The sequence below is a fragment of the Nocardia fodinahabitans genome, assembly GCF_052983615.1.
Window position 1 is genome coordinate 1,643,057 of record NZ_JBRJJC010000001.1, and the last position, 18,017, is coordinate 1,661,073.

Genomic DNA, 18,017 nt, shown 5'->3' on the forward strand with positions numbered 1-18,017 from the left:
TTCTCCATCAGGGAATGAGGACGGCGCGTCCGCGGATCGCGCCTGCGTCGAGTCGGTCGAAGGCGGTGCGGGCGTCGGCGAGGTCGAAGCGTTCGACCTCGGCGCGAACCTTGCCCGCGGCGGCCAGCGTGATCACGTCCACGAGGTCGCTTCTGGTGCCGCCGTAGGACTTGCGCACCGTGGCACCCCACGGCAGGCCGGGGCCACCGGCCGGGCCGGAGTCGATGCCAGGGATGCCACCCGCCAGACCCACCATCCGGTAGGCGCCGTTGGGCGCGACGGTTTCGACGGCCAGCTTGGCCGTGGCGTCGGCGCCGACGAAGTCGAACACCGCCTCGGCGCCGCGGCCGCCGGTGAGGTCGAGGATGGCGGCCGCGGTGTCGTCACCGGCGGTCAGCACGACGTCGGCGCCACAGGCGGTGGCCAGGGCGAGTTTGTCGGGATCGACGTCGACCGCGATCACCCTGGTCTCGGTGAGCGCCTTCAGCAGTTGGACCGCGACGTGGCCCAAGCCGCCGATGCCGATCGCGACCGCGGTGGCGCCCGGCCAAAGCTGATCCATCGCGCCGCGGATGGCGTGCATCGGGGTGAGCGCCGCGTCGGCCAGCGGTGCGGCCTGCGCGAAATCCATGTCGCCGATGGGGACGAACGAGCGCACCGGGATCCGCACGTACTCGGCCATGCCGCCGTCGGGGCCGAGGCCAGGGCACGGTGGCATGGCGGTGCGGCCCGCCGCCAGGCAGACGTTCTCGTTGCCGTGCAAGCACTCCCGGCATTCACCACAGGACCAGCACAGATACACCAGCCCACGCTCGCCGGCCCGGCGGCCCGCGACCCGCGACCCGACCGCCTCGATGGTGCCCGCGATCTCGTGGCCGAGCGTCAGGGGTTTCTCACTCATCGGGAACGGCAGGCTCAGCACGAAAGAATCCGAATGGCAGATCCCGGCCGCGCCGACCCGCAGGAGCAGATCGTCGGGTCCGAGGTCGGGGACCGGCACCGTCCGCAGTTCGAGGGTGCCAGGCGCCGTCAGCTGCATCGCGCGCATCGTCATCGGAGCTCCCCCACCGCGTCGAAGGTAGCCTTGAGATATCGGTCGCAGCGATCGGAGCCGATCAGGCCCGTCGCCATCCGGTTCATGGTGTAGGCGAAGGTGATCCGGCGATCCAGGTCGTTGACGACCATCGACCCGCCGTAGCCCGCCCACCAGCAGACCCGGCCGTCGGGGATGTGCGGGAAGGTCTGCGGCCGGGGCAGCCCGTAGCCGATGCCGAAGCGCAGCGGGGTCAGCAGTGCCAGGTCGATACCGTCGGCCTGTTCGCGGAAGATCAGCTCGATGGTGGCCGGCGAGAGGAACCGCCTGCCACCGAGTTCACCGCCGTTGACGATCAGCGACTGGATCCGGGCCACCGAGCGCGCGTTGCCGTGTCCGTTCGTCCCACCGATCTCGGCCGCCCGCCATTGCGGCGTAGCGGTCTCGCTGACCTCGAGCCAGGGACTGGTGAGCGTCTTGATCAGCACGCTGTCCTGGTCGAGCGTCGACAGGTCGAATTCGGGCAGCTCCGGCGGGATCAGGGTGGCGATCCGGTCGGCGTGCTCGGGACCGGTGCCGATGTGGAAATCGGCGCCCAATGGGCCCGCGAGTTCCTCGGCGAAGAAGCGGCCCAGCGAGCGACCGGTGATACGGCGAACCAGTTCACCGACGAGATGGCCGTAGTTGATGGCGTGATAGCCCGACGCGGTGCCCGGCTCCCACCAGGGCGCCTGGGTCGCCAGCCGGGCCGCGGCGGCCTCGGTGTCGTAGATGTCGGACAGCTCGATCGGCTTCTCCCAGCCGGAGACGCCCGAGGTGTGCGAGAGCAGGTGCCGGACCAGGATGGCGTCCTTGCCGTTGGCCGCGAACTCGGGCCAGTAGGCGGCCACCCGCGCGTCGAGGTCGAGCTCGCCGCGGTCGACCAGCAGCAGCGCGCACAGCGCGGTCATCGTCTTGGTCACCGAGAAGACGTTGACCAGGGTGTCGGCACCCCACGGCCGGGTCCTGCCCGGATCGGCGTAGCCGCCCCACAGGTCCAGGACCGGATCACCGTCCACGGTGACACACAGCGCCGCACCGACTTCGGAGCCCGTGTCGAGCTCGTCGTCGAACGCCGCGCGCACACCGGCGAATTCGTCGCGACAGAAACCGGCGGCGCTCATCGCGGCACCCCCGCGGTCGCGCGAGCGGGAACCGGCAGCGTATTGCCCGCCGCGGCGGCGCGTTTCGCACCGCGGGCCATCTCCTTGGTCATCGAGCGCACATACGGTTCGAATTCGGTCTGGATGGTGTGCCGAGGCGAGTCGTAATAGCGGCCGGTGCGCCGGGATTCCTGCTCGCGCAGCACCGTGTCGATCTCCGCACGCGGGGGCAGGTGGTAGCGGCCGGTCAGATAGGCGGCGACCAGCTTGCTCTGCTGCTCGGCGAAGTTCACCAGCGTCGGCATGGGCTGGGCCAGGCCGAGATAGAACAGATTGTCCACCCCGGGCTTGTGCATCATCTGGAACAGCGGGAACCGGTTGGCGGCGTCGGGCACCAGCGCGGTGTCGGTGAGGAACGGGAAGCTGATGTGATAGCCGGTGGCGCACACGATCACGTCGATCTGTTCGCTGCTGCCGTCGGCGAAATGCACGGTGTCGCCGTCCAAGCGGGTGATCGCGGGCTTGCACTCCACGTCACCGCAGCCGGCCCGGTGCAGGAACTCCTCACTGGCCGAGGGATGCGCCTCGAACGGCTCGTGGTCGGGCGCGGGCAGGCCGTAGTTGGCCATGTCGCCGCGATTCTTGCGGACGAATCGCTGCTTGAGTTTCAGCGCGATCTTGGCCGGAATCCACGACGGCATCGAACGCCGGTCGCCCACTTCACCATTGACGTACTTGGGCAGCACCCAGACGCCCCGGCGGGCCGAGACGAACAGCTTCGAGGCGATGAACCGCTGGGACAGCTCCGAGGCGATATCGAGCCCGGAATTGCCCATGCCGACCACCACGACCCGCTTGCCGCGCATGTCGACCGGATCGAACGGGTCGTTGTAGGCGTGACTGTGCATCAGCACGCCGTCGAATTCGCCCGGGTAGTCGGGGAATCGGGGATTCCAGTGGTGGCCGTTGCAGACGATCAGCGCGTCGTAGACCTCGGTGTCGCCCGCCGCGGTGGTCACCCGCCAGAGCCCGGCGTCGTCGCGGTCGGCGGCGGTGACCAGGGTGTTGAACCGGATGCGGTCGCGCAGGTCGAAATGGTCGACGTAGTCCTTGAAGTACTGCAGCAGCTGCGAATGGTGCGGGAAGTGCGGCCATTCCTCGGGCGCCGGGAAATCCTCGAACTGCAGGCGGTACTTCGAGGTGTCGATGTGCAGGCTCTGATAACAGGCCGACATCCCGTTGGGGTTCTTGTAGTACCAATTGCCGCCGACTTCGTCGGAGGCCTCGTAACAGTCGAACGGGATCCCGTTCTCGGCCAGCCTTTTGGCAACGGTGATACCCGAAGGTCCGGCGCCGATGACGCAGACCCTGGGCAATTCGCGTGTATCCATGCACAACTCCTGAACAGCGCGGTCGTCGATGACCGGGCCGAGTGACGTGAACCACAGCGTAGCGCCTCGCTGGACATGGTGTCTAGTGAATGGGCGGATCGTCTAGGATGGACTCATGGCGACCGAACCCGCTGCCCGCCGCGGCTCCCTGCGCGAGGAACAGAAGCGTCTCACCAGGAACAAGATCGTGGAGACCGCGCGCTCGCTGTTCGAGACCCAGGGCTACTCCGCGGTCCGGGTCGACGACATCGTGGCCGCCGTCGGCTGCAGCCGGGCGACGTTCTACCTGCACTTCACGAGCAAGGGCGAAGTGCTGCGAGCGATCGCCAACGAGGGCACGCTGACCAGTGTCCGGGAGTTCTACGCCGACCTCGACCGGGTGCTCACCACCGGCTCCAGGGCGGCGTTCGAGGAGTGGATGACCCGGGCGATCTACTGGTTCCTCACCAACAAGGACATGCTCCCGGCCTGGGACGAGGCCACCGCGCTCGAACCGGAATTCCGCGCGGTGGCGCGCGAGGGGATCATGACCCTGGCCGACAGCATGCCCGCCTACCTCGCCCGCTGGCCCGAACACCGCCGCGACGAGGCCAGGCTGCGGATCGAACTGCTCGTCGCCCAGCTCGAGCGGTTCTTCACCCGGTGGGCCATGCAGGGCGTCATCGATGTCACGGCCGAGAAGGCCGCCACGGTGCTGACCGATGTCTGGTTCCCCGCGCTGCAGTCGCCGACCGAGTAGGCGCTAGCGGGTGGGCCAGCCGCCGTTGCGTTTGCTCTGGTCGATCTGATCGTCGCCGCCGGCGAGGTGCTCGATCCCGAGCTTCTCGGCGAACAGGTGCCGCTGGACGATCCAGCCGAGCACCGACAGCCCGATCCAGGCCAGCGTCGCGGTGACCTGCTCCCAACCGGCCTCGGGGTGACGCAGGAATTCCAGCGAATCACTCATCAGGGCGGCACCGCTGAGCACCATGCTCGCGCCGCCGATCGAGGTCAGCCACAGCAGCGCCCGCGCCCGGAACTTCTGCGCCAGGAACGCACCGGCCACGCACATCGCGAGCGCGACGATCATGCTCAGCGGGACATTCTTGTCGCCGGGCTGGAGCACGGTGGCCAGCTTGGCGCCGATCATCGCGCCGGTCAGGCCGCCGATGAAATACGACGCGAAGCGGAACACCAGCGAGGTGATCACCCACGACGAGATCGCGCCGATCAGCGCGATCAGCAACAGCCACCAGAATGTGGCGTTGAACAGGTCGGCGATCATCCAGCCGAGACCGAAACCGATCGCGAGGATCCCCAGGTGGACCGAGCGGATGCCGTAGAAGCACAGAAGAGCACCGACCACCACGACGACGATGCCGTTCATGGGCACTCCTTTCGAGGGGACCGCTGATACCTCGACGCTAAGGCGCACGCGGCGACCCCGCGTCACACTTTCCGGGTGAATTCCATGCGGCTCGGGATTCACCCGAATCGGGTGAGGCGGGCGGAGCCCGATCGGCGCAGCATCGCGGAATGGGAACAACACCTGTTCTGGGCCCGGTCGAATTCGTCGTCCTCGCCTTTCCCGGCACCACCATCGACTCGACCGTCACCGACGCGCTCGCCGAGGTCGTCGGGAACGGGCTGGTGACGTTGCTGGATCTGGTGGTGCTGACGATGGATGAGGACGGCACGGTCACCGAATCCGAGATCGACGACAACATCACCGAGATCGGCCGCACCGGGCTCACCGCCGCTGACATCGATCTGGTCAGCGAGTCCGATGTCGCCGTCGTGCGCGCATCGCTGGAGCCGGGCAGTACGGCCCTGATCCTGGTCTTCGAGCAGACCTGGGCCGTGCGGCTGGCCGCCGCGGTGCGTGGCGTCGACGGCGAGGTCGCGCTGCAGGTGCCGGTTCCCCGTGATGTCGTCGAGTCCGCGGTGTCCGCCGCGGCGACGGCCTAGGGAGGAGACGACATGCCGCTACGACGAGGCCGCGGTGGCCGGCCGGGACTGCTCGGCACCGTGGCACGGACCGCGGTCGTCGCGGGCACTGCCACCGCGACGTCCAACGCGATGCACAACCGGGCCGCCAAACGCTCGGCCGAACAGCAGGCCGTCAGCGACCAGCAGGCCGCCGAACAGGCCGCCCAGCAACAGGCCTACGCGCAGCAGGCGGCCGCACAGCAGGCCGCCGCCGCTGCACCGCCACCGGCACCACCGGTGGACCTGGTCGACAAGCTGAAGCAGTTGAGCGAGCTGCACTCCGCGGGTGCGCTGTCCGACGCGGAATTCGCCACCGCCAAGGCGCAACTGCTCGGCTGAACACGCCCTCCGACGCACCGTGCCCCCGGACAGGTCCGGGGGCACGGTGCGTTCGAGCGGTCACTCCTGGAGTCTGGCGCCGACCGTGTGGACGACGACCACCTTCGGGTCGAACGGCACCAGATCGTCCACCGCCTCCTGTAGCTCGGCCACCGGTGGCAGCTGCTGGGGACCGAGCACCGAGATCGTCGCGGTGTCGCTGTGCAGCGAGACATCGATGACCTGCGCCCCCGGCGCGTCGCCCAGCCATTCACTGGTCGCGTCGGCGATCTGCCCGGCCCACAGGGTCGACAGCGAGTTGATCACCATCGGGATCGCGACCAGCACCAGCGCGGCGCCGAGCACCAGATACGCGCGACCGCGCCGGGCCGACGACGCCTCCGCCTCCCCGGCGTAGCCCGCGATGAGCAGCACCGCCGTCACCGTGATGATCATGGCGACGACATTCGACGCGAACAGCACGAACGCGCCGAGCGCGAGCGAGGGCGCGCTCGAGCCCAGACACACCCCGACCACACCCAGCGGCGGCACCAGCGAGATCGCGATCGCCACCCCGGGCAGCACATCGCCGACATCGCGCCGGGTGACGGCCACCGCCGCCACCAGCCCGGTGGCGAGCGCGGCGGTCAGATCCATCAGCTTCGGCGAGGTGCGCCCGACCACCTGGGCGTTCGAGAGCACATTGACCGGATTCGGCAGCACCTGCGCGAACAGGTAGCCGAGGGCGACCACCACCACGATCCCCGCCAGCACCAGCAGCAGGCTGCGCCCGACCAGCGCGGCGCGGCCGGTGACCACCCCCAGCGCGACCCCGAGGATGGGCACCGACAGCGGCGCCACGATCATCGCGCCGATCACCGTGGCGGTGGAGTCACCGATGACGCCCGAGATCGCGATCACCGCCGAGAGCACCAGCATGATCCAGAACGCCGACCGCTTGGCGGTGACCGCGCCGACCGACAGATCCAGCTTGTCGGTGAGCTCGTCCAGCGATCGGCGCTGATCGGCGGGGACCAGGAATCCCAGGGTGGACATCAGGGCGTCACGATCGAGAAATCCGGATCGGGAGCGTCCAGGTAGCCGACGAGTTCGGCCAGCTTGCCCGCGTCACCGTCGACCGTGACGCGGCCGGCCGCGATCATGTCCGGCAGCGACGCGCCACCGAGCAGGGCCGCCTGGAAGTCCGGTGCGGTGAGGGTGAACGTCGCGTCCGCGGGCGGGAGATCGCCGTCGACGTCGAAGTGGACGAGCAGTCCGTTGCGGAGGTGGGTGCGGTGCACCGGGCCGTCGCCGACCCGCCAGTCGATGACGATCGTCGCCGACCAGGCCCGCGGGCCGTCGACGCGCAGGGCCAGGGCGTCGAACAGTTGCTCCACCGACAGCGTCGACTGGATATCGGGGGCGTTGGTCGCCGTCGGCGTACCGATCTTGCCGTTACGCAACTCGTAGGCGCCCATCAGGAAGAAGTTGCGCCAGGTGCCGTTCTCGGAACCGTAGCCGAGCTGTTCGAGCGTATCGGCCTGCAACGCCGTGGCCTCGGCGTTGTCCGGGTCGGCGAAGATCACGTAGTTCAGCACCTGGGCGACCCAGCGGAAATCGCCGTCGTCGTAGGCCGTGCGGGCCTTGGCGACGACCTCGTCCGCACCGCCCATGAAATCGACGTGGCGCACCGCCGACTCGACCGGGGTGTGCTGCCACAGGGTGGCCGGATTGCCGTCGAACCAGCCCATGTACCGCTGGTAGATGGCCTTGACGTTGTGGCTGACCGAGCCGTAGTAGCCGTGGGTGGACCACGCGTTCGCGACGGCGGGTGGCAGCTGGATGTCCTCGGCGATCTCGATGCCGGTGGCGCCCTTGTTCAGGGCCCGCAGCGTCTGGTCGTGCAGGTAACCGTAGAGATCGCGCTGGATCGACAGGTATTCGGTGAGCCGTTCGGTGCCCCAGGTCGGCCAGTGGTGTGAGGCGAATACGACGTCGGAGCGGCCCGCGTAGCGATTGATCGCCTCGGTCAGGTACTTCGACCACACGTGCGGATCACGCACCAGCGCGCCGCGCAGCGTCAGCAGATTGTGCAGGGTGTGGGTGGCGTTCTCGGCCATGCACAGTGCGCGCCGGTCGGGGAAGTAGAAATTCATCTCCGAGGGAGCCTCGGTCCCGGGCGTCATCTGGAATTCGATGGCGACGCCGTCGACGGTCACGGCCTGGCCGGTGTGCTCGATGGAGACGGTCGGCAGGATCAGGGTCGGCGTGCCCGTGGAGGTCGTCGGTCCCAGCCCGGCGCCGACCGCGCCCAGCGGTCCGGCAGGCAGCGCCGCGCCGTACATGTAGGCCGCGCGCCGGGCCATCGCCGTTCCGGCGTAGACGTTCTCCTCGACCGCGTGCTCGATGAACCCGACCGGCGCGATGATCGGGCACCGGCCCGCCTCGACGTCCGCCTCGGTGGTCACGCCCTTGACACCGCCGAAGTGGTCGATGTGGGAGTGCGAGAAGATCACCCCGGTCACCGGACGGTCACCGCGATGCTCGCGATACAGGGCGAGACCGGCGGCGGCCGTCTCCTTCGAGATCAGCGGATCGATCACGAGCACGCCGGTATCGCCCTCCACCAGCGTCATATTGGACAGATCGAGACCACGGATCTGGTAGATGCCGTCGGTGACCTCGTAGAGGCCCTGCATCGCCACCAGTTTCGACTGCCGCCACAGGCTCGGATGGACCGTGGGCGGGCACTCGCCGTCGAGGAAGGAGAAGGCGCCGCTGTCCCACACCACCCTGCCGTCGGCGTCGCGGACCACGCCCGGCGACAGCGCGGCGACGAATCCGCGTTCGGCATCAGCGAAATCCTGGGTGTCGTCGAACGGAAGCGTGCGCGACGCTTGGTCGTTGCCCGCTTCGATGCTGGCCGAGGCTTGCTGCTGACTGGTCATCGGTTCCCTTCCCACGACAGATGAGCGACTCGCGCCGATCGGACCGAACTCGACGCCTGACCCTCGCGCGTGCGGGACCGTCGAACCCCGAATCGACCGCACCCGCAGCATCACACCGGGGCGCCGCCGCGACCTCATCCGAACGGGGTGAACTTCGGCCGCGGCGGGTCAGGACGGTTCAGATCAGCCCGATCCGACGGGCGTCGGCGATCGCGTCGGCGCGCGCGTTGACGCCGAGCTTCTGATAGATGCCGCGCAGGTGGGTCTTCACGGTGTTCACCGAGACGCCCATGTTCGCGGCGATGTTCACCGCGGTCATACCCGACGGAAGCTGGCGCAGCACAGCGAGTTCGGTGTCGGTGAGCTGCGGCGCGCCCGCGGCCGGACCACGGCAGCCACGGACCAGGTCGACGAAGGCGTCGAAGCGACCGAAACTCCCGCCCAGCCGGTCGAGCATCTCGGCGGCTCCCGGCACGTCGAGGAAGGGACGGATCAGCTGTTCGCCGCTGGCCAGCGCGAGCGCCTGCTCGAACGCCTCGTCGACCTTGCGTGGGCGATCGAGCCGGTCGGCGGCCACCCCGACCAGCAGCCAGGCCGTCACCGACAGACCCGAGTTCGCCGGCGGCACGCCGGCGAGCAACGGTTCGAGCAGTGCGAGCGCCGCGGTCGGGCGGTGGGTGTACACGGCCAGCGCCGCCTCGGCGACGACGACCTCCGGTGCCGGGCCGAGGACCCGGGCGGCGTGGTCGACCAGTTGTTGTGCGTCCGTTCGTGATTGCAGCCGCAACAGGGCCCACAGCACGTCGGTGACCAGCGCGGCCGTCCCGGCCAGCGTCGGTGACTCGTCGATCAGCCGATGCGTCTGCTTGCACAGGGTGGTCGCGGCGGCGGCGCGATCGGCCGCCGCGCCGAAACTCAGCACACCGATGAGGATCGCGGCCTGGCGCAGCGGCGCGGGAGTGGCGGTGTCGAAGGCGGCCTCCACCGGTAGCGCCGCGAGCGGCCGGTCGACCGGCTCGCCCTGCTGATAGGCGGCGTAGGCCGCGACGATCGCGGCGAAGGCCGCCTCGGCCGAGCCGCCGAGATCGTGACGCGCGGCGCAGTCCAGTGCCGCGGCGGCGAGTGCGCGCTGCTCCCCGACCCGTCCCGAATGCCCGGCCGCGACGGCCACCGCCGTTCTGGCGCGCACCGCGGTCCGGCCGAGCCCGGCCTCTTCGGCGTGCACGATCGCGTGCCGCAGCGCGGCGACGCCGCCGTCGAATTCGCCACCGGCGACCTCGGCGCAGCCGCAATGCAGGGCGGCGTAGCAATCCAGGTCGGGGTGACCGGTCACCGGCGGCAGCGGCCAGCGCGTCGACCCCGCGTCACCCACCAGCACCGCGACGCCCGCGCTGACCGCGTGGTCGAGCGCCACCATCCACGCGGCGGGCACGATCCGCGACTCCTCGCCCGGTCCGACGTGCGCGGCTTCGAGATAGACCTCCGCGGCGGAGATCTCGCCCGCCTCCACGGCGACCGCGGCCCGCAGCAGCCGCAGGTAGCTGTCCTCGGCCACCTCGGGCACGTGGTCGACGGCGGTGAGCAGCAGGTGGCCGGTGCCGTCGAGCACCATCCGCAGCCCCCAGTCCCGCAGGAACGGCACCAGGCCGGGCGTACCTGGTTCGGCCATGACGTGCTCGAGCGCGGGCGCGGGCAACGCGGCGGCGCAGAACCAGCCCGCGACCCGGCGATGCAGGGCGGGCAACCGGTCGGACCTGGTGTGCGCGGCCTCGGCCTGCAGGTAGGCCCGCAGCAGCGGGTGGTAACTGTGCCAGAGCTCCCCCGCGTCGGCGACGGTGTGCACGGGGAAGTTCGCGCGTAGCAGTTCGTCGAGGATCCGGGCCGCGTGCGCGCCAGCCAGTTCCTCGGCCATCGGCAGGCAGAACCGCGCCGGCACCGCGGTGACGAGCAGGAATTCGAGGGTCTCCGGCGGCAGCGACTGCATCAGCTCGGCGACCAGGAAATCCGCGACCGCGTGCGAGGGCCTGGCCAGGGTGGTCAGCGCGGTGTCGCGGTCCTCGGCATGGGCGGCCAGATAGATCGCGGCGATCCGCACCAGCGCGGCCCACCCCCGGGTCAGGCTGTGCACCATGGCCAACTCGTCCTCGTCGAGCAGGCAGCCGTGCTGGGCGAACAGCTGCGCGATCCGCTCCGGGGACAGCGTGAGCTCGGCGACGCCGATCCGGGTGAGCTTGCCCGCCAGCTCCATCGCGTGCCAGCGCAGCGGCGGATCGAACCGGCCCGCGATCAGCACGGTGACCGCGCCGGGCAGGTGGGCGAGCAGGTACTCGAGCCCGGCCAGTTGCAGCGGGTCGGTGATCAGGTGGGCGTCATCGATCACCAGGACCGCTCGATCGACCGCGCCCGCCATGGCATCGATCAGTTCGGCCGCCTGGTCGACGGGGGTGCGCAGGGCGCCGTCGGGGGCCAGGTCGGCCGACCGGTCGAGGAGCTGCGCGAGCGCCGGCATCAGCTCACCGCCCGCCGCCAGCGACTCGGTGACGGTCAGCCAGCCGATGGTGGCCGAGCGGACGCGCCGCGAGCGGGTCACCCAGTCGACCAGGGCGACGGTCTTGCCGCTGCCCGCGGGCCCCGACACCAGCACCGTGTGCCCGGCGCCGGCGTGTGCGCGGTCGAGACGGGCACTGAGATCGGCGGATCGGACGGCGGCGAACGACAGCTCGGGGACGCGGGCATCGACGACCGAAGGACTTTCAGCAATCGCGCGGTACGAAGTCGCCACCAGCACACTCCTGAGCTCGTCGTCTCCCCTGCGGGCCGATCCACCAGCAGGTTCGACGGTAGGCGATACGCGAGCTGCGCGTTCAGCGGTGATGCGGAGTCGGGATGCTCGTTATCAGATCGTCGTCATCGCGACGGTTTGCCGCGACCGGCTATTGTTTGGCAACCTCACGATCAGTCGGGGAGGCGGGACATGCCGAGCAGGGTGAGCCCGAGGACATCGATGCGAGCGAGCACGCCCCGCATGGCGGTGCTGTCGGCCAGCTCGCCGTAGAGAGTGGTGGTTCCGGTGGGCGAATGGGCGCTGCGCCGGAGCTCCGGGAACGCGGCGACAGCACGTTCCGTGAGTTCGCCCTCGATGACGAACTGGTAGCGAACCGCATCCGACGTCGGCATGTGCCCAGTCTCGACGACCGCCGCACCGTTCGCCTCATCCGCACGGGATGATTCCGGCGTCACCTGCGCCGAAACGGCCGGCGTCCTGGTGGCGCCGCAGGCCTCGGCGCTCGTCCAGGGCGTCACGGTCGGCGGCAGCACCCACTACGTCGGCACCGCCTACACCGGCACCGGCCGGCTGACCCGGCACGCCCCGAACGGCCGCCGCGAACTACCGATCCGCGGCGGCCGTCGACGTCTCCGGGTCAGGCCTGGTCGTAGGCCTGCTGCAGGGCAGCGATGTCGAGCTTGGACATCGATCGCAGCGCGGTGCCGACCGCGATGACCCGGTCCGCGTCGCCGCTCATCAGCTTCGGCAGCACCGACGGGACGATCTGCCAGGACAGGCCGAAACGGTCCTTCAGCCAGCCGCAGGGGCCGGGCTCGCCGCCCTCGGACAGGGTGTCCCAGAGCCGGTCGACCTCGTCCTGGGTGTCCACGACGACCTGTAGCGAGGCGGCGTCGGTGTGCGGATGCGCCGGTCCGCCGTTCATCAGCGTGACGGCCTGACCGTCGAGCTCGAGGGTGACGATGAAGGCCGAGCCGTCGGCCTGCCGGGTGACCTCGACGACGCGCGAATTCGGCACCGTCGCGGCGTAGAGCTCACCAGCCGCTTCGGCGTCGGTGTCGAACCAGAGGAAGGTGTTGACGGACATGACGTGCTCCTTCGGGAGTGTGCGCTGGCTTGCTGTCACCCACTGGTCGGAGCCGATCGCGCCGGCTCGACACATCCGCCGAAGTTCTTCCTACTTTTTTCGCGGCAGGGATCTGGCGTAGTTCACGCCCCGCTCGACCCACTCGCGCAACACCACGTCGTCCTCGACGGTGGCGGTGGCGACGCGCAGCCAGCCCACCATCTCGCGGCCACCCATCACCATCGGCGCCACCGACTGCCCGTCGATGAGCGACTCCCCCTCGGCCCGGTCGACCCGGACCAGCAGCCCGCCCTTGCCGCTGGCGGCGACGGCCATATTGCCGCCGACCAGGAACGCGAGTCCACCGAACATCCGTTGCTCGACGAGATCCTGCCCGGGGTAGACGATCTCCCGGATGCGCTCGGCGAGTTCCTCGTCATAGGCCATGGCCCCAGTGTGCGCCGGGGCACCGACAGGTTTCAGAGACCGAGGGCGGCGGCGAACATCGGCCACGAGTCGTGCACGTCGTCCTGCCAGTACGGCCAGGCATGGGTGCCCGCAGCCCGGAAGCGCACGTCGGCGGGGATGCCGAGCTGGGCCAGCCGGGCCGCCATCGGACCGGTGCAGCTGCCGGCGACGGCCTCCATCGTGCCGCCGACCAGCAGGCGGTCGACCAGGATGCCGAGATTGCCCGCGATACTCGGATCGTTGATCGCCTCGTGCCGACCGGGGATGCCGTTGCCCGCGGACAGGTAGATGGCGGTGCCGCGCAGGCGTTCGGCCTGCACGACCGGGTCGTTGACGGTCCAGGCCGGGTCGATCGGACCGCCCCACATGTTGGTGGCGTCCGCGGCGAACGTCGCCAGCTGGGCCCGAACCAGCGCCTGCGCCAACGGGTTCGCGGTCTGGGTGCACCCACTGAACGCGCCGACCGCGCGATACAGGCCGGGGGCGGCGATGGCCAGGTTCAGCGCGGAGGTGGCCGACATCGACAGACCGGCGACGGCGTTGGCGCCGGTCATGCCGAATCGCTGGTTCAGCAGCGGCGGGAGCTCGCTGGTGAGGAAAGTGGTCCACTTGTTGCGGCCCAGGACCGCGTCGTCGCGCTGCCAGTCGGTGTACATGCTGGCCCGGCCGCCGATCGGGACGACCACGTTGACCGGCTTGTCGGCGAAGAAGTCCACCACGTCGGTGCGGCGCATCCACGGCCCGCCGCTCTCCCCGCCGTCGACCGCGTTCAGCAGGTACAGCGCGGGCGCGCCCGCGCCGGGATGCGAGAGCCACAGCGTGATCGGGCGGTTCATCGCCGCCGAATACACGACCACTTCGTATTGCCTGCCGCCGAGCGGCCGGACATCGAGAACGCCCGCTTCCGCCGACGCGCGCGGTGCGATCACGAACCCACAGCCGAGCAGTACGAGCACACAGCACAGGAGCCGACGCATACTCCGAGCATGCCCTACGAAACAGCCGATATCCGGCATTGACCGGCTCGTGTCCGCCTGAAAGCGAGGTACTGGCAAACCTAGGGCATCCCCGCTTTCGCGACGTTCGAGGCAGCCGCCGGCAGTACCGCGCGCAACACGTCGTCGAGCGCGGACGCGGTGACGCCGAAGGTGGCGCGCAGTGCGGAATCGTCGGCAACGAATTCCCGGTGCGACATGTGCGCGGTCTCGAACAGCTCGCCCCAGAACGGATCACCCTGCGCGAGCTCGGCGATCTCGGCGTCGGCGAGCACGGCCAGGTCGGGCTCGGGCGCACCGGCCAGCGCCGCCAGCCTGTTCGCGACCGCGCGCACGGTGGTGGTGATCATCGGCGCGTGCCAGGCTCGGCCCCACGCGCGGTCGTCGCGGGCGACGGCGACCAGCGCGGCCGCGGCGTCGTCGATCGCGGTGAACGAATGCGCCAGGTCCAGCGCCTGCGGCACCCGCGCCTGCTCGCCCGCCAGCACGGCGGGCTGCACCAGCAGGGAGAAGATCGAGACCGCGCCCGCGCCGAGGAACTGGCCGGCGCGCACCTCGGTGACGCGCAGCCCACCCGTCTCGTGCGCGGCCAGCGCCTCGGTCCACATCCTGGCCCTGACCTCGCCCTTGTTGCCGGTGGCGGCCAGCGGGGTCGCCTCGTCGACGATGCCGTCGACGGGACCGTAGCCGTAGAGGTTGCCCATCATCACCAGGTTCGCACCGGCGGTCTCGGCGGCGGCCCTGATCGAACCGAACAGGGGCGGAACGGTTTCCGGCCACGTGTGATAGGCGGGCATGGCCAGGTTGAACACGGTCGCGGCGCCGGTGACGTGCTCGATCAGCACGGTGGTGTCGGTGGCGTCGAGGGCGACGCGGTCGATTCCGGGGTGATCGGGGCCGAGGCCGCCGCGGCTGATCATCGTCACGCGGTCGCCGGACTCGGCGAGCAACAGCGCGGCGGCGGACGCGGTGGCCCCACGACCGATCACGACATGCTTGGGCATATGAATTCCCTTTCCCAGCAACAGATTTCGTAGCGCTCCGACGCCGTTCGCCGGACGCACCACCAACGATGCCGGGCGCGGGCGGGCTAAACTAGTGGCTGGAATGCCAGCTATCCCAAGGATCAGGCCATGAAGACCGTCGCCGTTGTCGCCGTGCCCCCGGTGAAGTCGTTCGATCTGGCCATGCCGGGATCGCTGATGGAATCGGTGGTGGTCGGCGGCGCGCCCGGCTATCGCGTGCTGGTGTGCACCGCCGAACCCGGTGTGGTGCTCGCGAACTCGGGCGGGTTCGATGTGGTGATCCCGCACGGGCTCGACGTGCTGGAATCGGCCGACACGGTGATCGTGCCCAGCACCGGCGCCCGGACCGGCGCCGATCCGGGCATCCTGGCCGCGCTGCGCGCCGCCGTCGACCGGGGCACCCTGGTCACCTCGATCTGCAGCGGCGCCTTCGTCCTGGCCCAGGCCGGGCTGCTGGACGGGCGGACCGCCACCACGCACTGGGGGCTGGCCGACGAACTGGCGGGCGCGCATCCGGCGGTCCGGGTGCGCACCGACGCGCTGTTCGTCGAGGACGGCCCGGTCACCACCTCGGCGGGCGCCGCCGCCGGAATCGACCTGTGCCTGCATCTGATTCGCCAGGACTACGGCGCCACCGTGGCCAACGAGGCGGCCCGCGCCGCCGTGGTGACCCCGGTGCGTCCCGGCGGCCAAGCCCAGTTCGTCGACACCCCGCTCCCCCCGGACGACGATCTCTCGCTCTCGGCCACCCGCGCCTGGGCGCTGTCCCGGCTCGACACTCCCCTGTCGCTGCGCGAGCTCGCCGAGCACGCCACGACGAGTGTGCGCACGCTGACCCGACGCTTCCACGAGGAGACCGGGCTCAGCCCACAGAAATGGCTGCTGCACCAGCGGCTGCACCGGGCCAGGGAACTACTGGAATCGACGTCGCTGCCGATCGAGCAGGTGGCCAGGCACAGCGGGATCGGGTCGGCGGAATCGTTGCGGCAGCACATGATCCGCCAGCTCGGTGTCCCGCCGAGTACCTACCGGGCGAACTTCACCACGGCCCGGTAGGCGGGTAGGGCTGGTATCCCGGCGGCGGGGCCGGGGCGAAGAAGGCGGCGGATCGGGGGTTCCAGAGCAGGATCACCGCGGCCAGGCCGATGATCACGGTCACCACGGTGAAGGCCAGGGACTGCAGGTCGGCGTCGGGCGCGGTGACCGTGCTGATCACGGCGATGACGGAGAACAGCACATTGATGCCGAAGAAGACGGTGCCGGTGATGCGGGCCCAGTTCTTGCCCGCGCGGCAGGCGAAGGCCATCCACACCCACAGGCCCGCCGTGACCAGCGCGGTCAGGATTCCGCCTGCGAGGCCCGCGTAGACGAGGATGTCGAGGTCGTCGCCGCGGAACACCCCACCCGAGGCGTCGAGCGCGTCCGAGCGGATCTTGTCGATGGTGGTCAGCATGTAGGCGGCGCTGAGCACGGTCACGATCGCGCCGGCGAGCATCACGTAGAACGCGATCTGCACATTCTGCGGAACGACTTTCGGACCCACGTCGACCGGCGCTGCCGCCGGATAGGGAGTCGCCGGGCGATACGCCGGCCCGCCGGGCACAGCCGGTGGATAGGGCGCAGGGCCGCCAGGCCCGGCCTGCGGGTAGGGCGCAAGGCCACCAGGCCCGGCCTGCGGATAGGGCGCTCCCGGGTGCCCCGCTGTGTTCGGATACGGCTGGGGCGCAGCCGGATTCGGGTAGGGCGCACCCGCCGCATGCGGAGGGGGCGGCGGGTACGCCGCCCCGGCGCTCGGCGACACCGCCGGATTCGGATACGGCGCGGACCCCCCGGCGCCGCTCGGAGACGGTGGCACCGCCGCGCTCGGGTTGGCCGATGCCTGCGGAACCGCGTCGGGATACGACGTCAGCTCGTCCTGCTGTGGTCGCGGATCCTCGTGATCCGCCGGCGAATCTGCCACGGTGCCCCCTCGGTGTGAAGTCGGGCCCAACTCTAGTCGCCGGAGCCCGCACTCACCGGGCTGTGGCAACGCGTCCGACGAGGTCCGCCCACCCGCGCGAGGCCGTCGCGCACCGCGGTGGCGCACCTCGGCGCAGGCACGAACGGACCGGTCAGCGCACCCGGGCGCGAACGAGTTCCCTTGCGGCCGTGCGGTATCGGTCGGCGATCAGGCGGACCACCGCGGGATGGACCCCGATCGGTTCGGCCACACCGTCGGCGCCCGCGTCGTGCAGGCGCTGGTGGAACAGGCCGTGGGCCAGCAGATAGGAGGCGATGAAGACGCGCCCCGCACCCGCTTCCCGCAGTTCGGCGACGACCTCGGGCACGCGCGGCGTACCGGTCGCGACGTAGGCGATCCGCACCGGCACGCCGAGCTGTTCGGCGAGCATGCCCGCCGCCCGGCGGACATCCTGACGGGCCCGCGCGTCCGACGACCCGGCGGCGGCGAAGACCACCGCGTCACCGGGACGCCAGCCCGCGGCCCGCAAGCGCACCGCCATGATCCTGGTCAGCGCCGGATCGGGACCCATGGCCGCGGTGACCGCGACCTCGGTGTGCCCGCTCTCGGCGACTTCGCGCGGCACGTCCTGGTAGACGTGGTAGCCCGAGGCGAGGAACGCGGGCACCACGACGGCCGGACCGTCGAGGTCGCGCAGCACCTCCGACGGCGACGGGCCGAGCACGTCGACGAAGGCGGTGCGCAGCGCGGCGTTGGGCGCCGCGCCGTCGGATTCCGTGCCGTCGGCGCCGCGCCCCGAAACCGCGGCGCCGAGCTCGGTGGCCACCGCGTCGGCGAGCGCAGCGATCATCTCCACGCCCCGCGCGCTGCGGGTGCCGTGCGCGACGAGCACCAGGGCCGGCTCACCCGGCCGCGCGG

18 protein-coding genes are annotated in these 18,017 nt (G+C 70.4%); 4 read left to right on the top strand and 14 right to left on the bottom strand.

Annotated features, from left to right (window positions below):
* Nucleotides 1-7 precede the first annotated feature (7 nt).
* Genes NV348_RS07575 through NV348_RS07585 form a run of 3 tightly spaced genes read right to left on the bottom strand, consistent with a single transcriptional unit; the run spans nt 8 to nt 3,566 of the window.
* On the bottom strand, nt 8-1,048 hold the full coding sequence (locus tag NV348_RS07575) for an NAD(P)-dependent alcohol dehydrogenase (protein ID WP_447150966.1): 1,041 nt from the start codon (nt 1,046-1,048) through the stop codon (nt 8-10).
* A 2-nt stretch (nt 1,049-1,050) separates the two neighbouring features.
* Nucleotides 1,051-2,196, bottom strand: a complete 1,146-nt coding sequence (locus NV348_RS07580) for a serine hydrolase domain-containing protein (protein ID WP_447146373.1) — start codon at nt 2,194-2,196, stop codon at nt 1,051-1,053.
* A complete protein-coding gene (locus NV348_RS07585) occupies nt 2,193-3,566 on the bottom strand; it encodes a flavin-containing monooxygenase (protein ID WP_447146374.1) in 1,374 nt (457 codons plus the stop codon). Before NV348_RS07585 ends, NV348_RS07580 begins: the two co-directional genes overlap by 4 nt.
* Before the next feature lie 115 nt (nt 3,567-3,681).
* Between NV348_RS07585 and NV348_RS07590 the strand changes: the two genes are divergently transcribed.
* Nucleotides 3,682-4,305, top strand: coding sequence for a TetR/AcrR family transcriptional regulator (locus tag NV348_RS07590; RefSeq protein WP_447146375.1), 624 nt, complete (start codon nt 3,682-3,684; stop codon nt 4,303-4,305).
* 3 nt (nt 4,306-4,308) lie between these two features.
* Here the strand turns inward: NV348_RS07590 and NV348_RS07595 are convergent, their stop codons facing one another.
* Nucleotides 4,309-4,932 (bottom strand): DUF4203 domain-containing protein, encoded by a 624-nt coding sequence (locus NV348_RS07595; protein WP_447146376.1) that lies wholly within the window; start codon nt 4,930-4,932, stop codon nt 4,309-4,311.
* A 149-nt stretch (nt 4,933-5,081) separates the two neighbouring features.
* Here NV348_RS07595 and NV348_RS07600 point away from each other — a divergent pair, with 149 nt between their 5' ends.
* Nucleotides 5,082-5,513: a DUF6325 family protein gene (locus NV348_RS07600; RefSeq protein WP_447146377.1), complete on the top strand. Its 432-nt coding sequence runs from the start codon at nt 5,082-5,084 to the stop codon at nt 5,511-5,513.
* Between the two features lie 12 nt (nt 5,514-5,525).
* The gene (locus tag NV348_RS07605; protein WP_447146378.1) at nt 5,526-5,873 is read left to right on the top strand and encodes an SHOCT domain-containing protein; all 348 of its coding nucleotides are present in this window, start codon (nt 5,526-5,528) and stop codon (nt 5,871-5,873) included.
* Nucleotides 5,874-5,933: 60 nt separating this feature from the next.
* Here NV348_RS07605 and NV348_RS07610 read toward each other — a convergent pair whose 3' ends face one another.
* From NV348_RS07610 to NV348_RS07645, 8 genes are all read right to left on the bottom strand, one after another.
* Nucleotides 5,934-6,908 carry a DUF389 domain-containing protein gene (locus NV348_RS07610; RefSeq protein WP_447146379.1) on the bottom strand — a complete coding sequence of 325 codons (975 nt, stop codon included), beginning with the start codon at nt 6,906-6,908 and terminating at the stop codon, nt 5,934-5,936.
* Nucleotides 6,908-8,800 carry an alkyl/aryl-sulfatase gene (locus NV348_RS07615; RefSeq protein ID WP_447146380.1) on the bottom strand — a complete coding sequence of 631 codons (1,893 nt, stop codon included), beginning with the start codon at nt 8,798-8,800 and terminating at the stop codon, nt 6,908-6,910. Before NV348_RS07615 ends, NV348_RS07610 begins: the two co-directional genes overlap by 1 nt.
* Nucleotides 8,801-8,978: 178 nt before the next feature.
* Entirely contained in the window at nt 8,979-11,582 is a 2,604-nt protein-coding gene (locus NV348_RS07620) for a winged helix-turn-helix domain-containing protein (protein ID WP_447146381.1), read from the bottom strand.
* Nucleotides 11,583-11,755: 173 nt separating this feature from the next.
* Nucleotides 11,756-11,977 (bottom strand): DUF8691 family protein, encoded by a 222-nt coding sequence (locus NV348_RS07625; RefSeq protein WP_447146382.1) that lies wholly within the window; start codon nt 11,975-11,977, stop codon nt 11,756-11,758.
* Nucleotides 11,978-12,222: 245 nt separating this feature from the next.
* Nucleotides 12,223-12,672, bottom strand: a complete 450-nt coding sequence (locus NV348_RS07630) for a VOC family protein (RefSeq protein WP_447146383.1) — start codon at nt 12,670-12,672, stop codon at nt 12,223-12,225.
* A gap of 90 nt (nt 12,673-12,762) precedes the next feature.
* Nucleotides 12,763-13,098, bottom strand: a complete 336-nt coding sequence (locus tag NV348_RS07635; protein ID WP_447146384.1) for a TfoX/Sxy family protein — start codon at nt 13,096-13,098, stop codon at nt 12,763-12,765.
* Between the two features lie 32 nt (nt 13,099-13,130).
* A complete protein-coding gene (locus NV348_RS07640) occupies nt 13,131-14,096 on the bottom strand; it encodes an alpha/beta hydrolase (RefSeq protein WP_447146385.1) in 966 nt (321 codons plus the stop codon).
* Nucleotides 14,097-14,176: 80 nt separating this feature from the next.
* Nucleotides 14,177-15,118, bottom strand: coding sequence for a Rossmann-fold NAD(P)-binding domain-containing protein (locus NV348_RS07645; RefSeq protein WP_447146386.1), 942 nt, complete (start codon nt 15,116-15,118; stop codon nt 14,177-14,179).
* Nucleotides 15,119-15,247: 129 nt separating this feature from the next.
* Between NV348_RS07645 and NV348_RS07650 the strand changes: the two genes are divergently transcribed.
* Nucleotides 15,248-16,195 (top strand): GlxA family transcriptional regulator, encoded by a 948-nt coding sequence (locus NV348_RS07650; protein WP_447146387.1) that lies wholly within the window; start codon nt 15,248-15,250, stop codon nt 16,193-16,195.
* Here NV348_RS07650 and NV348_RS07655 read toward each other — a convergent pair.
* Nucleotides 16,179-16,742, bottom strand: coding sequence for a hypothetical protein (locus NV348_RS07655; protein ID WP_447146388.1), 564 nt, complete (start codon nt 16,740-16,742; stop codon nt 16,179-16,181). The two genes, NV348_RS07650 and NV348_RS07655, sit on opposite strands and share 17 nt — an antisense overlap.
* Nucleotides 16,743-17,250: 508 nt before the next feature.
* On the bottom strand, nt 17,251-17,949 hold the full coding sequence (locus NV348_RS07660; protein ID WP_447150967.1) for a sirohydrochlorin chelatase: 699 nt from the start codon (nt 17,947-17,949) through the stop codon (nt 17,251-17,253).
* Nucleotides 17,950-18,017: the final 68 nt, after the last annotated feature.